Annotated in this window: 12 protein-coding genes; 7 read left to right on the top strand and 5 right to left on the bottom strand. The window is 67.1% G+C overall.

Annotated elements, in window-relative coordinates:
• Positions 1-243 precede the first annotated feature (243 nt).
• From QQY66_RS37640 to QQY66_RS37620, 5 genes are all read right to left on the bottom strand, one after another.
• Positions 244-1,860 carry a hypothetical protein gene (locus QQY66_RS37640; RefSeq protein WP_301984814.1) on the bottom strand — a complete coding sequence of 539 codons (1,617 nt, stop codon included), beginning with the start codon at positions 1,858-1,860 and terminating at the stop codon, positions 244-246.
• A gap of 830 nt (positions 1,861-2,690) precedes the next feature.
• Positions 2,691-3,974, bottom strand: a complete 1,284-nt coding sequence (locus QQY66_RS37635; RefSeq protein ID WP_301984813.1) for a hypothetical protein — start codon at positions 3,972-3,974, stop codon at positions 2,691-2,693.
• A complete protein-coding gene (locus QQY66_RS37630; protein WP_301984812.1) occupies positions 3,971-4,204 on the bottom strand; it encodes a hypothetical protein in 234 nt (77 codons plus the stop codon). Before QQY66_RS37630 ends, QQY66_RS37635 begins: the two co-directional genes overlap by 4 nt.
• Before the next feature lie 29 nt (positions 4,205-4,233).
• Positions 4,234-6,879: an SUMF1/EgtB/PvdO family nonheme iron enzyme gene (locus tag QQY66_RS37625; protein ID WP_301987630.1), complete on the bottom strand. Its 2,646-nt coding sequence runs from the start codon at positions 6,877-6,879 to the stop codon at positions 4,234-4,236.
• 5 nt (positions 6,880-6,884) lie between these two features.
• Entirely contained in the window at positions 6,885-7,661 is a 777-nt protein-coding gene (locus QQY66_RS37620; protein WP_301984811.1) for a class I SAM-dependent methyltransferase, read from the bottom strand.
• A 449-nt stretch (positions 7,662-8,110) separates the two neighbouring features.
• Between QQY66_RS37620 and QQY66_RS37615 the strand changes: the two genes are divergently transcribed.
• From QQY66_RS37615 to eccD, 7 genes are all read left to right on the top strand, one after another.
• Complete coding sequence (locus tag QQY66_RS37615) at positions 8,111-8,443, top strand: hypothetical protein (RefSeq protein ID WP_301984809.1); 333 nt, start codon at positions 8,111-8,113, stop codon at positions 8,441-8,443.
• A gap of 71 nt (positions 8,444-8,514) precedes the next feature.
• On the top strand, positions 8,515-8,826 hold the full coding sequence (locus QQY66_RS37610) for a pore-forming ESAT-6 family protein (RefSeq protein WP_301984808.1): 312 nt from the start codon (positions 8,515-8,517) through the stop codon (positions 8,824-8,826).
• Positions 8,827-8,879: 53 nt separating this feature from the next.
• Complete coding sequence (locus tag QQY66_RS37605; protein ID WP_301984807.1) at positions 8,880-9,272, top strand: DUF6507 family protein; 393 nt, start codon at positions 8,880-8,882, stop codon at positions 9,270-9,272.
• Positions 9,269-12,055 carry a hypothetical protein gene (locus tag QQY66_RS37600; RefSeq protein WP_301984806.1) on the top strand — a complete coding sequence of 929 codons (2,787 nt, stop codon included), beginning with the start codon at positions 9,269-9,271 and terminating at the stop codon, positions 12,053-12,055. The genes QQY66_RS37605 and QQY66_RS37600 overlap by 4 nt, the downstream gene beginning before the upstream one ends.
• A 1-nt stretch (position 12,056) precedes the next feature.
• Positions 12,057-12,917 (top strand): pentapeptide repeat-containing protein, encoded by an 861-nt coding sequence (locus QQY66_RS37595; protein ID WP_301984805.1) that lies wholly within the window; start codon positions 12,057-12,059, stop codon positions 12,915-12,917.
• Positions 12,918-12,976: 59 nt separating this feature from the next.
• A complete protein-coding gene (locus QQY66_RS37590; RefSeq protein ID WP_301984804.1) occupies positions 12,977-13,267 on the top strand; it encodes a hypothetical protein in 291 nt (96 codons plus the stop codon).
• A 58-nt stretch (positions 13,268-13,325) separates the two neighbouring features.
• A complete protein-coding gene (gene eccD, locus QQY66_RS37585; protein ID WP_301984803.1) occupies positions 13,326-14,663 on the top strand; it encodes a type VII secretion integral membrane protein EccD in 1,338 nt (445 codons plus the stop codon).
• The last annotated feature ends 5 nt before the right edge of the window (positions 14,664-14,668 follow it).

Raw genomic sequence — 14,668 nt, 5'->3', positions numbered from 1 at the left:
TTCCTCTATTCTCGGGATCACGAACCTTCCCTGTGCGTGCCACAGGTCGACTCTGCCGGTCGTGTCTCGCGCCCGCCTGACTCACGGTTGCCCGGCTCCGACCACTGCGGCGCTCGTGGTGCCAAATCGCCTGCGCGAGGGGGGACTTGCCCGGTACAGAACGGACGTTGGCGGAGCTCTTGCCGTTCCTGCCTGCTTCTCCCACTGAGACCGGTGAGGTGCGGATGCAGTATCAACCGCACCTCACCGTCCGGTTGCACCATGCCGCCACTCCTCCAGCACCAGCCAGAACTCGCGCGGCCAGGACATCGACAGCGGATCGAAGGAATAGCTCTTCACCGTCGCGTCCTTCCACAAGACCTCGGCGTGCTCGGCTTCGTCAGCAACAAGACGGGCCGTCGCCAGGTGATGCAGGGCGGTGGCGTATTTCCTTTCCGCTGCGGCGCCCAGAAAGGCTGGCCAGACCTCCCACATCAGATGCTGTTCGAGGTCCCGCAGGTGATCGCTTGCCTTCTGCAGGACCATGTCGTCCACGTGCCGCGTGGTCTCGTCGGCCTGACGCTCCACTTCGCCGGTCCGATCGTCGTCATCCCAGCCGTGCTTTTCGACGAGTTCCTTCCAAGTCGTCCACGAGCGCTCCGCGTGCTCCTTCGCGTACGCCTCCAGTTCCTCGCGAGTGAGCCGTGGAATGCCGTCGGCGTCCGGATCGTCGGGCACGGACTCGTCCGGGACCGCTTCGATCTCGTCCCCGTACCTGATGCGAGTCATGGTCGCCAGAAGGCGAACGGAGACGTCGATTTCCTCGTCACCGACCGGGTCAAAGATGTCGACGATGTCCTGAGCCACGCCTTCCCAGTCGGTCTCGGCAAGGTGGTTGTCGAGACGGCCGCCGAAATCGTCGTCCGAGTCCCGGACGCGCAAGCTGTCCAGAATCTCTTCAATCTCGGCGTCGAGCCGCTCAATGACGGCCTCCGGGGTCTCCCGTTCCCGGCGAGCGGTTTCCTCGCGTTGGGCGCGCTCGACAGCCTCCCGCTGTCGGTCGCGAGCCTCCCGGCCCGAGGGCAGTCGGGTTTGGAGTGCCCTCATCTCCTGGGCCTTGGCCGGGGCGGACTCGTCCAGCAACTCGATGGCCTGCATCCGGTGCCCGGCCTGAACCACCGGATCTGACGCAACGCGGCACAGCAGGTCGAGTCCTGCCTTGGGATCGCGACGTGCCACGGCCACCGCCATGGCCAGGCGATCGCTGCTCGCGCCGCCTGGCTGCGCCACGAGCTGCGCCACAGCCTCAGGCACATAGCCCGCCGGAGTCTCGTGCTCGGCAAGTGCCAGCCCGACTCTCATGCGAGTCTTGAGCGGAGCCGTCTCGTCGCCTGCAAAGAGCTGCGCAGTCCAGACAGCCCATCCTTCGCGGACGGCGTCCGCCAGCCAGTCCCAGTCGTTCTTGGACAACAGGTGACGGGCTTCCGCGTAGCCCACGTTGTCGCGGAAACGGGATACTAGGTCATCAACTGCCCTATGTCTCATGCCCGTTGGTAGCCCCTTGGCGCCCGCCACATAGCAAAGGCCGAGGACGTAATCGCCGTGCGTGAAGCGGGGGCGATCGACGTTAACGTGCGAAGCGCGGAGAATGCGCTGCAGGTCCCCATGCCAGGGCCCCGGGGTCTTAACCATGAACGTCGCAGCCGCTAGATCCGCGCCGCCGCGGATGCCGCATGCGTCCAGACTACTGATCCGCCGGTTGTCCGCGAGCGACTCGTCAGTCAAGTTGGTGAGGCAGTCCAGAATCAATTCGTCAGGTTGCCTGTAGCGAGCAGGCACCTCGCAGTCTGGCAGGAGTTCGGGCCTTTCGATGTCGCCCACAGTGCGCCCCCTTGATCGACAAACACAGGAATCCTAGCCCTGGCAGGGGCAGCTGGCTGACAGCGCCCGTTGCAGTGACCGGTGCTGGAGAGCCGACATCCGGCCAGCCTCCTCCGTGGCGCTTCTGTGGCGCAGAGGCGCGCCCTTGACCAAGGTCCATGAGGGCTGTTCAGCCGGTGGAGTTTGGGCGTCGGATGCGGGGGGCTTTCGTGAGCAGGTCGGTTGTCGGTGCGCGCTGTCTCGTCAGGGGGAGCGGAGTGGAATAGGCCGTTCCCGTCGGCTGTGGGGACGCGCGCGCATGAGACTCAGACGCGGGATCGCGATTGGCATCGTGGCCGCAGGCTGCGCCGTCACCACGATGCTCGTGGTACTGGTCACGAACGCCGTGTCGGAGCAGTCGCGTTGGCCCTCCTGGCTGGGCTGGTTACAAGAGCACCCCTGGCTGTCGTTCGTCGTGCTGAGGATGGTCACGGCCGGGCTCACGGCGTTGCTCGCCGCGTTGGACGACCGCCGTGCACCGGATCGGAATCCGGAGCCGACGGTCCGTCCGGACGACGGCGCAGGCCCGCCCGGCGCCGCTCTCGTCCTGTTCCCTCCCACGCGACACCACCGCATTCACCAACCGCACCGCCGACCGGAGTCCATGGTGCGCTCGGGTCCACGCCGCGCAGCAGTCCGGCGAGGGCCTGCCGGTCCACGTGATCGACGGCATGCCCCGCGTCGGCAAGACCACCTTCGCCGTGCACGCCGGCCACGTGCTCACCGAGCGGTTCCCCGACTGGCAGCCTTTCGTGAACCTCAACGGGCACACGCCCCCCGGTCGCGGCGTCCTACGCCTTGCCGCCCCCGCCTTGCAGGGAGGAAAGGACCAGCCGCCCATACCGTGTGGTGAGGGCTGCGGCTGTGGCGGCGACCGACAGCGCTAGCGCGATGAGTAGGTGTGTCGTGGAGTTGTCATCGAGGACTTGCAGGATGCTGAGAGCGGTGCCAAGTGGCAGGCCGAGAATGGTGAGAACGCCCAGGGCTCCGCTGATTTGCTGGCTCTCCTGTGTCTGTACGAGCCTGCTGTAGTCGGCTGCTTCGGCCAGGATTTCGTTGAAACGTGCGGGCAGCCTGTGCTGGTTCTGGAAGGCGAGGAGCAGATCGTTGGCCGCGCCGTGTGCGGTGAGGTGCTGTCGCCAGTAGGTGCTGCGGAAGACGGCGATGTTCCGCTCCAGCGTGGCGACGCGGCGTGCCATTCGTGAGGAGTTGAATACCTCGGAGAGTTCGTCGGTGAGCTCGTCGATGTGATCGCGCTGGAGCGAGCCGAGGAGCAGGGCGTCGAGATAGACGGTACGAGAGTGCAGCGCGCCGAATTCGAAGAAGTCGCCCGCACCGGTGTCGGGGCGGTGGCCGAGGAAGGCGGCGCCCTGGCGCAGCACCAGGGCGCTCCAGTCCGCCGAGATTCTGACGGCGTCCTTGAGCTGCTCACCGGCGGTCTCCGGAGGCACAGGGAAGTCCTCCGGTGTCGAGCGCGACGCCAGCTGCCACAGCCAGCGGTCCGCGCTGGCGGGCAGTGGCCCTTCGGCGCCGGCGCGGAGGGCGGGGGTATGCCGCGCCGTGGGAGTCATGAAGGCGACGGTGTAGGGCCGCGCTATGGCGAACGGCTGGTCGGAATCCCGGACGTCGGCGATACCGGCGAGAAGTCTGGCCGGGTCGAAGGGCCAGGTGAGCGGTTCGTCGGCGGGGTTCGGCCGCCGCCCGGACAGGGCCCGCAGTATGGGCAGTAGTGGTCTCTCCACGCTCAAGTGCAAGACAACGAGGGCGTGTTCGGGATTGCGAGCGGTGGCCGCACGGAGAAGTTCCATGCCCAGCAAGTGCAGCCCGTCCTGCTTGACGTCCAACGGCAGGTGCCAGCGACGCGGCCGTCCAGGCGCCCCGTACAGTGCACGGGCGGAGGCAGGGGCGAAGTAGGTGGACCGAGTATCGGCGTCGGTGCGGCGGCTACCCAGCTCGAACGGGAAGGGACCCTCAGGCCAGTCCGGGACGCGCAGCAGCCGCACCGGCAGCACGACGGTCAGTTCCTGGCGTGCCCCGGTGACTTGCTCAAGGAGCGGAACCCCATGAACGGTCACCGGTAGTACTCGCCTGGGTCGGGCTGGTCGAGGCGAATGACGAACTCGGCCCGGTCGGGGCTTTCGGCGCTGACATGAAAGCGGACGCGCTCGCCCGTGCGGATGGTCCGGAAACCCTCAGCCACGATCTGCCGGTAGTCGAAGCCGTAGTACCGGTCATCCTCGTCGTCCTGGACGACATAGGTGCCGAGCGCACCGCTCAGCCCTCCGCCACTCGGACGCCTGTCCACGATGGTTCCGTGACGCGGCCCGCCACCGCTCATGCCGTCGCCCCCTCCGTCCCGGATGTGTCGATGTCCTGCACGCACCGGAAGCCGACCGCGTTGCTCCCGCCGCGCTTGCGGTAAATGCCCTTGCTGCTGGCTTGCACCGCACGCATCGGGTTGTCGTAGCTGCCACCGCAGATGACGGCCTCGCCGGGGTCGTCCAGGCTGGTGGATGTCCATTCCCAGCAGTTGCCCACCATGTCGAGGACACCGAACGGGGAACGGTTGCCCGGCCGCTCATCGACAGGAGTCGCCCCGGCCCGCCGGACGGCGTCACCCGCGAAGTCCCGATACCACGCCTGATACGTCACAACAGGCCGGCCGACCCACGTGTCGGCGCAGTTGACCCGGACGCTATCGGGTGTGTCGCCCCAAGGGAAGAGGCGCCCGTCGGTGCCACGGGCGGCGGCCTCCCACTCCAGGGAGGTCGGCAGCCGCTTGCCTTCGAACGCGGCGAAGGCGTATGCGCTCCACCAGTTGACGCAGATGGCCGGGTGAGCGTCGTAGCGCGGATTCTCGTAGTAGTCGGGCCGCCGCAGCCGGTCGGTCCAAGGGCGGTGCGTGACGCCGGCCGGCTGGTCGGGATGGTCCCACCGCGAGGTGCCGTCCGCGTCGAGGGCGCCGAGAAAGCGGCGGTAACGGGCCACGGTCACGGCATGGCGGTCGAAGCGTACGGGACGCTCGACGCGGCGGATCAGCAGCCGTTCGGCCGGACCGACCAGGTACGCCCCGGCAGGCAGCACACAGTCGTCCGTCGCCAGGCTGCCGGGCATTCCAGCGAGGAATGCGCGCACTTGCTCAGTGAGGAAGGCGCTGCCAGGAAGATCCACTGCCAGATCCCGGTTCGCCGGCTCGGCGAGGAACCTGGCAGCCAGCAGTTCCTGGTACGCCGTATGCACGAAAGCGACGTGATCGGGCCCGGCGGGCCGCAGCAGCGGAGCGAGGACACAGGCACCGAGATCGAGGCTTCCGTCCGTGAAGGCGCTGACCCCCATCTGCCGGTGGATGTCGAGGAGGGAGAACACGGTGCGGTCGGTGAGGAAAGCATGTCCGAACACGGCGGGCAGCCGCTGCTCCAGATCGGGCTGCCCACCCTCGGCCAGAGTCCGGGTGATGTGAGCGCCGAGGATGTCCGCAAGCGGCTTCCCTGCGGGAAGGTTCAGCGCCGTGGTGAGGCGCGTCTCGAGAGGGGTTGCCTCGGGCTCGGCCAGGCGTACGACGTGGAAGTGCGGCACGCGGGATGGGTCGACGCCGTTCGCGTACATCTGCTCGACCAGCTGCTCGGAGCGGCCCGCGCCACTGTCCAGCAGCTGACGTACCTGGGGCGAGTCCGCGAGGAAGGACACCCGCGAACTCAACACCACCGCCGATTCGGCGGACAGGACGGCCGCGAGGTCGGTGAAGAGCCGCAGGAAACCGGCAGCGCTGGGTTCATCGACGCCCTCGTCGACGGCATCCAGCACGCACAACGCGGTCCCCGAACGGATGAGGTAGAGGAAGAGTTCGTAAGCGCGCGAGCGGTCCGACGTCATGACCGGTGCGAGGAGGCGGGCCGCGTACTCCGAGAACGGTTCATCCTTCGGCTTGAGACCGAGGTCGAAGTAGAAGCGGAAGCGGCGGATCTCCGGGTTGATAGCCAGCGAGCGCAGGAGCGTGCTCTTGCCGCTCCCCGGACGACCGGTGACCAGGACGTTCGCACTGCCGCGCGCCAGACGCGTCAGGAGCTCCGCCGCGTCGCCGGACTGCTCCATCCTCGACTCGCCGGTGCGAGGGTCGGTGGTCAGCGCCGCCGCGGCGACAGCGACCCTCGGCTCCTCCGGGTTGCCGGCGGAGGTGAGATCGGCGAGGTGGGTGTCGAGATTGATGATGGTGTCGACGAAGCCGTCGTAACGCACGACACGGAAGTCCAGCCCCAACATGTGATGGAGGGCGCCGGGTGCACCGCCGCCGTCGTCGTCCAGCACGACGAACCGGGTGAGCTTGGGCAGCCGGGTGCGCAACAGCTCCCCACCACTGGAGTCAAGGACCATACGCAGGTCGTCGGCGTCCCGGGAGAGCATCAGCTCCACGTATTCCAGCCGCATCCCCGACTCGCGGCAGAACAACTGGTACACGGTGTCCGGGCTGAGGACGAACCGCTTCGCCTGCCGGTAGCCGAGAGTGACGTAAAGCCCGGCAAGAAACTCGCAGCGGCGCGCCACCTCCGGCGCCATGTCGGGCTCGCCCCCGAGAAGGGCCGCACTGCCGGTATTGGTGAACCAGACCAGCACGTCCACGAGCCTGCGGACCGCCAGCAGCCCGTCCTCGTCACTTATGTCGTACCCGTCGTGCGTGGACCGATTACGGAGCCGCCGAATGTCTTCGAGCGCATCCACAACCGTGCTGCTGCGGATGTACGGACGACAACGCTTGACCAGATCGTTCAGGGCTTTTGTCGACGGGTCGCCCTCGATGCCGTGGTGGCGCCACAGCTCCTTGAGCAGCTTCTCGGTCAGTTTCCCGACCAGGGCGACTGCGTTCTCGGGATAGCCGTCGTTGAGGGACCGTAACGGCCGTTCCAGATCAAGCCCCAGCCGATCGGCGATCCGGGAGTGGTCGTCGAGTTCACTCCGCAGGCGCCGCAGCCGTTCATCGACCATGGTGCTCACTCGGGCTCCCCACCTCGCCGGCCGAGGACGAACGCGAACCGGTCCGGAAACACCAGCACAGGCTCCGGATGGGCGACTCGCATCTCTTCGATGCCCTTCTCGATCTCGCTGTCGCTGAAGGTGGAGAGCAGGGACATGTAGCGGGCGCGCACCATGCCGAGGTACTTGTCCCGGTCGATGCGCAGCTCATGCTCGACATGAGTGAGACCGGCCTCCAGGCCAGCAGCTCGCAGGTGCCCCTCGATGACAGCCGGGTCCGGCTGCAGCTCCTCGAAGCGCGCGAGGGCCGCCTCGAACAGCGGGTACTGGATCGTGGCCGGAAGCATCACCACCAGCAGCCGGCCTCCCGGCGCCAGCTGGTCGGCCAGGCTGCGCAGCGTGCGCGCCGGATCGGCCACGTGGTGCACCGACTCCTTCAACCACATCGCATCGAGCTGCTCGTACGGCAGATGAGTACGTCCTCCGGCGAGGTCCTCGGCAGAAGCAACGACAGGCGTCAGATCGGCCGGATGCGGCGTGCCGAGCTGGCCGAGCATTGCTTCGGAAGGATCCACGCACAGAATAGGATGGCGAGGCTGGAGCTGCTTGGCCACTTCCCGGGCGAACAAGCCCGTACCGGAGCCGATGTCGGCGATCCGGTCCGTGGGGCCGAGCCGCAATGCCTCAGCGATCCGGCCAGACATCCAGGGAACGTAGTCCGGACCGTAGACCCAGTGCTCGTCGTACTCGGTCGCCAACCCCTCGTAGTGCCCACGCGCGTCGCGCCCTTCCACGATCCCCCTCGCGTGCCGCCTGGTTGTGCCGTACAGGGCACAGGTCAGCCTATCCCGGGTACTTGATCGGCAACAGGCTGTAATAGGACGTTGGTTGGGAGCAGCGCCTCCGAGACCGAGAAGAGATCGTCTCGCAGCCGACCGTTGAGGTGAGGGCCCTCCGAGCAGCGCCACCCCTGTGTCGGCAACGGCTCAATGTCAGCCGTTACCGACACCCCTGCCTGTCTGAAGGCGAGCAGGCTGTTTACGGAGGAGATCCAAGAGATGCGGGATTAGTTGGTCCTCACGACGCGCATGCACCAGATCACGCCACTTCAACCCCTTCCGCGTTGCGCCTGCAACGCGTGATGCGAGAGGATACTTGACAAGCTATGAGGTGTGCGTGACACGCGACCACGCCGCCGCAATCGAGCAACCGCAGTGCACAACACGCTTACGGGGGTAGGTTGATGAAGTTCGACATGGGGTCGACGACCCTGTCGGATCTCGGCAAGAGCACAGTCGGTTCCAGCGAGGACCTGGGCACACTGATCACGTGGCTGATCCAGGCGGCGGAGCCGCTGGAAGGCAAGTTCAACGGGGCTGGGAAGGCCGCGTTCGACACATTCAAGATCCATGCCGACGAGATCACGAATGCGCTGAACAGCTCGCTCAGCGCGATCCTGGGCGGTCAGTCCGGCATGGACAACGCGTTCGGGACCGGTGACGTGGAGTTGGAAGACAACGCCAACCAGAACATGGGTGCCGCCAACTTCGACGCGGCTCGCTTCGGCGCACGGTAACCGCGGGAGCGAGGCCGCGCTCGTCCGCCGAAATCACCTTCGGCGTCATCGTTTTCAAGGGGGAACCGATCATGGGGCAGAACCAGGACCGCCGTTCGTACGACACCGGCGCCTCCGGCGAAGTGCAGACAAGCCTGCAGGGCATCATCGGCCAACTGGAGCGCGTACTGACGGACCGGGACCGCGCAGTAAAGGCCGCGATGGCCGACTTCACTGCCGACGGTGTCGCCGACGAGTACCACGGCAAGGAGATGCGCTGGAACCGCGCCGCCGGCGAGGTTCGCGAGATCATCCGGCTGGTCCGTACGACGATGGAGCAGAACGACGGGACCGCGCAGTCGACCCTGGGCAAGGCGCGGGCGGCCGTCGACAACATCGGCTGACGCTGGACGCGCAGCGACAGCAGTAACGGGGAGAGGGAAACGGGGACTGACGCATGCCGGGATGGGACATCTCTCCGGCCGGGGTCGGAAGTGTGGTCTCGAACATGGGGGCCGTCATGAAGGTCCTGGACGACATCGTCCAGGCGTACTCGGGTGACCTGGAAGGCGCGGCCACCTCGGCCGGGACACTCGCTCCAGGTGGCGCGAGCGGGGAACACAAGGGGCAGACCGGGTTGGTGGCCGCCGCCCTCGCGGAGTTCATCGAAGGCACGGCAGACGAACTGCAGTTCATCGGTGTGCGTATCGGTAAGTCGGTCAACGGTGCGGTGGAGGCCACCGTGGCGTACCAGGAGGGTGACCTGGAGATGGCGGCCGAACTGCAGCACCGGGCGGCAGGACTGATCCAGCCCGATATGCCGGGCGGCTGGAAGGTAGGCCGCCAGTGATCCAGCCGGAGTCCATCCCACTATTCACGGGCGATCTCGGCCAGTTGGAACAGCACATCGACGCCCTGCGGGAAGAGGCGGACGGCATCCGCAGGGCTGGCGGGGAGGCCCATCGGCAGTTCCAGGGGTTGTCGGCCTTCTACGAGGCCCCGGAGGCGGAGGATCTCTTCGCCTCCACCGCGCCAGCACGCAATGCCGCCGACAGTTTCGGGGACAAGGTCGCCACGGTGGCCGACGCCCTACGGGCGTACGCCGCCGAAGTTGCGCCGATCGCCAAGCGGTTGGAGCACCTTCAGAGCCAGGCGACTGCGTTCGTGGCCGGGCTGAAGACGGACAACGGGGAGTTCGACGAGAACTGGACCGATGACGCGGACAAGGTCGAGAAGCACCAGGCCCTGATGCATGACGTGGCCCTCGCGCAGGCGGCGTTCACCGCCGCCGAGATCGCCTGCAACAACAAGATCACGGCGCTGGTCGGCGGCACCCAGTACGTCATGAACACCGGCGCCAAGCAGTTCATCCCGCGTGGCGCGGAGCTCTACGGCTACAGCGCCGAGGTGCTGGACCATGCCAAGGAACTCCCCTGGGGGACACCGGTCACCCAGTCCCACGACTGGTGGGACCCGGACGACCTCGGCTACTACGCCAAGAGCTTCTTCTGGGACGGGCTGATCGTCGACAACGTCTGGGGCACCGTGGACGGCCTCGCGACCCTGTTCGGCGTCCACGGCGGGGACAAGGCCAAGCAGGCTTGGGAAGGCCTGGTCCGGGTGGTGGTCGGGGCCGAGACCTACCTCATGGAGTCCGGCGGCCAGAAGCCCAGCGGTGTCTTCGCATCCGACTTTGCTCAGGAGAGCAAGGGACAGGCCAAGGAGTTCGCCAAGTCCTTCGTCGCCTGGGACATGTGGAAGGAGAACCCGGCCCGCGCCGCGGCCACCGTCGTCTTCAACGGGCTCACCCTGGGCGCCGGCCCGCTCAAGGTCGCCTCCGTAGGCAAGGCCGGCACCGCCGCCAAGGTCGCCTCCACGGTCGCGAAGGTCGGCGACGCCATCGACCCGATCGGCGCCGCAGTCAGGGTGACGGGCCATGCGATGCCCAGGATCGCGCAGGTCACGGAGAACCTGCGCGGCATGAACGACATCCCGGACCTGCGCGCCCCGCACAGCGTCCTGGAACTCTCCGACGGTTCCAAGGTCCGCATCGAGAACGGTGAGTTCATCCCGCTCGACCGTGACGGCAACGCCATTGGCGACACTCCGCGCCGGGAGCTCCCCGCCGACGTACGCGCCGTTCAGAACCAGACACCGCCACAGAGGGAACTCTCCGGTGTTGGTGCAGGGTCACGTGCTTCTGAAGCCACGGCTCACGTCGGCGACGGCACATCGCCGACGTCAGGTCACGGGGCGGCAGGCGCTGGTGAGACCTCCTCGGGGCACAGCCGCGACATCCCTGACGGGACCGGCAGCGCCGACTCGCACGGCTCCGGGTCAGGCGGCGGTGGCGGTGACGCTGGAGGCCCGCCGCTCGGCGGAGGTTCACATCTGCCGGACGGCCCGATGGAGCCTCGGGGCAACCTGCCAGACGGCTCCTGGGAAGGGCCGCAGGGGCTGAGACTGAGCCCGGAGGAGAATGCCGCCACCGGCCAGTTCATGGACCGAGCCCTGGCGACCGAGCCGCGCATCACGGAGGCGATTCGAGCCGCTTCCGGCCATGTGGAACACGGGCAGCTCAACGGTCTCGAGTACCGCCTGAAGGGCGAGGATTCCCTCAAGCGCAAGGTCGCCACGGTCCTGCTCGAGGACGCCCGACTGACGCCGGACCGCGCTCTGGCCAACATCAGGGATTCGCTTCGATACACGGTTGAGATCCCCACCAGGGACTACTCACACGGCGTGCAGCAGGCAGTCGACGAACTGCGTGCCCGGGGATTCGAGAATGTCACATTCAAGAACACCTGGGAGCGCTCGGGATACAAGGGCATCAATTCCACATGGCGGGACCCCTCGACTGGTCAAATCTTCGAGGTGCAGTTCCACACCCCTGAGAGCTTCGTCGCCAAGATGGACACCCACGTCCTCTACGAGAAGGGTCGCCTGCCCGGCATCTCCAGCGATGAATTCGCCGCTATTCAGGCCGCGCAGAACGATCTCTTCGACAAGGTCCCAGTCCCTCGTGGAGCTGACTCGATCCGCCTCGACCATGACCTGCATGGCACAGGATCTGCCGACGCCCCCGACGTCGACCTGACCTGGCACGGCGACGAGTCCGTGCATGGGAACGGGCCACCGCCGGAACTCACCCCAGAGCAGCGCACAGCTCACGATGCACACCTGAATGATCTTGCGCGTCAGCACAGCAACGACTTCGACCAGCTCAAGCAGGACCCCGATCACAAGGGGAAGGTGAAGCCGTCGGAAATGGACGAAGCCCGTGTTGCGCTGGATCTGCGCGAAACCGGGAAAGTCCCTACCGACATCCAGCGCCCCCCTGGCGCCAACCAGGGCGATCTATATTCTCCGAGCATCGGAGAGTTTTACGACATTAAGGGAGTGCACTCGGACTGGCCCCCACTCAACAACGTCCGTGACAAGTCTCTGCCGTTCAAGGGGGCCTACAACCCGGCGAACAACCAGGGGTGGGTGCGCAAGCTGGAGGACCAGATTGTCACCAGGGGGCGCATAGTTATCATCGACATGCGCAATGCCAACCAAGCGGCGATCGATGACGTGAAGTCGATCGTCGAGCAGCACGGGTGGAGTGATCGAGTTGTCTGGTATCCGTGACGTGAACCGAATCGTCCGGATGATGCCGCCTGATGGGGAGGCCGCTGCCGCTCTACAGGAGTGGGTGGAGCAAGCGGACTCGCTTCTGGACGTCTCGGCACTCGACCTGTCCCAGGCTGACCTGTCAGGTGCGGACCTCGCTATGGCACTCCTGACGCAGACCGTCCTCCGAAGCGCCAGACTCGTCGGGACCGACCTCTATAGGGCCCATTTGGAAGGCGCTGTGCTGGATGACGCCGACCTCTCCAGCGCGTCGCTGGTCAAGGCTGAACTGGATGAGGCTTCCCTTCGGGGCGCCGCTCTCGACGCAGCCGACCTGGGAAGTGCCAGCCTTTACGCGGTCGATGCTCGGTCGGCTCGCTTCCGGGCAGCGAAGCTCGACGGCGCTTCCTTGATCGACGTCAAGCTGGAGGGGGCCGATCTCACCAACGCGTCAGTGCGTGAGACGTCCTTGAAGGCAGCACTCGATGAGCACACAGTCGTACGAGGGCTCTCCGGCACGATCTTCGGCCCTGCGGTCATCGACCAGGCAGGCGTGCGCCGCGAGATCAACGGACTGGAACTCGAGCGGTGGTTGAACAGCCGCGGAGCGGAGGTCCGTGTTCTCGACCCGCGCTCTGGTGACATCACTTACTACGCCAAGTTCAGCGAGGGCTACTCGCGCAGCAATCCTCAGGGAATCGTCAGGCGCCGCATGGTGAACGGCGTAGCGCATGATGAGGCGTTCACCAGGAACCTTCGCTGGGAACCGACCGAGTACCTGCGGCTTTACGAGCTGGGGCACAACGAGGTCGACCATGTGGAGATCAGTGAAGCGGAAGCGGTCGCATTCATCGAAGAGGTCACGGGACAGAACACGTAGTCGGCCCAGCAGGCACAAGTCATGACAGCCGGGAAGCGAAGGGCGGATGGCAGGCAACCGTGGCAGCGCAGGATTACGACAGTCAGCTCCTCGAGTCGGTGTCCGTACGCCGCCGTCGTCTCCGCGACGCTCTGCTGTTCGGCCCGCAGCGCCAGCGGCGGTCGCTGGACGAGCGGGTCGGGAAGGTGTTCGCAGGAGTGGTGATCGCGGCGGTGGTGTGTGCCGGGTGCGTGGGGTGGTCGTTCGTGTCGCACAGGGTCATCGGAAAGAGCCCGTACGGCACGTCTGTGTCCCCCTCGAGCCAGTCCCCTCCCACCGCTCCCTCCCCTTCTGCCCCTTCATCCCGGTGATAGGTTCAAACGCGTGATATCCACGGGGTCCTTGAGTCGTTCGGCGACCACCAGTCGTGTGGCGCTCAGCCGGGTCACCCTGGTCGGAGAGCGGCGTCGGGTCGACCTCGTACTGCCGTCGCGGGAGCCCGTCGGAGTTCTGCTGCCGGAGGTCATGCGGCTGCTGGAGGACCGCGTCGGGGACCGACCCGAGCTGCGGCATCTGGTCACCACGGACGGGTCCGCACTCGCGCAGGACAGCACCCTGGAGGCGGCCGGCGTAGCCGACGGGGCGGTGTTGCGGCTCGTGCGGGTCGAGGACGCTCCCTCCGCTCCCATCGTCCATGACGTCACCGACGAAGTTGCCGATGACCTCGACGTACGGGCCTGGCGCTGGCGGTCGGCGGTGCGGCGTGTTGTCGCCGGATGCGCCGCCGTCCTCTGGGCCCTGGCCGCTGGTGTGCTGGCCCGCAACCACTTCGACCTGTCCGCAGTCGGTGGGGCACTTCTCGCCGTGGCGCTGGGCTGTGCCGCTGCCGGTCTCCTCTGCGGGCGGGCACGGCGGCACGCGCTCGCCGCCACCCTGATCGCGACGGCCGCAGTCCTCGCCGTCCTGGGTGTCTGGACGTGCGCTGACGCCTACGGCTGGAACAGCGCAGTGCGGCTGGCGGGTGTTGCGGGGGCGGTAGCGCTCGCGCTGTTGCTGGCCGGGTCGTTCACCCCCTCGGGGCGTGGGGCGTCGATCGGTGGGGGAGCGGTTGCCGGCTGCCTTGTGGTGTGGGAAGTCGCCATTGGGCTGCAGGACGGGGCAGGGACCGCGGCCCAGCAGGCCCGGGTCGGTGCGCTGCTCGCCATCGTCTCCGTCGTCGCCCTCGGAGTGCTGCCGCGGCTCGCCCTGATGGCGTCGGGACTGACCGGGCTGGACGACCGGCGTACGGGCGGGGTGTCGGTGAGCCGGTACCAGGTGGGTACGGCGCTCGCGGCCACCCACCGCGGGCTGGCGCTGGCCACGGTCGTACTCGCCGCCTCAGCGGGCGCGGCCGGAGTACTCGTACTGCGCACGGTGTCGGTGTGGACAGTGTCGCTCGGCGTCCTCGTGATGGTGGTCCTCGCGCTGCGCGCGCGTGCTTTCCCGCTCACCGCCGAGGTCGTGGGGCTGCTCGTCGCCGCGGGGCTCGTCGCGGTGCGGCTCGCCGTGGTGTGGGGCGAGCATGCCGCAGTTGCCGGTCCCGTTGCCGCGCTCGGCTTCCTCGCCGTCGTACCTCTCTTGGTGCTGGCCGTGGAGCCGGCCGAGCATGTGCGGGTGCGACTGCGGCGCGCCGGAGATGTTCTGGAGTCCGCAGCCGTGATCGCCCTGTTCCCTTTGGTGATCGGCATGTTCGGGGTGTACGGGCGACTGCTCGACACCTTCGCGTAGGGCGT

The sequence above is a fragment of the Streptomyces sp. DG2A-72 genome (assembly GCF_030499575.1).
Lineage (GTDB): Bacteria > Actinomycetota > Actinomycetes > Streptomycetales > Streptomycetaceae > Streptomyces.
Note: the sequence above shows the minus strand (reverse complement) of the source record. Positions and strands in the feature narration are given on the sequence as shown.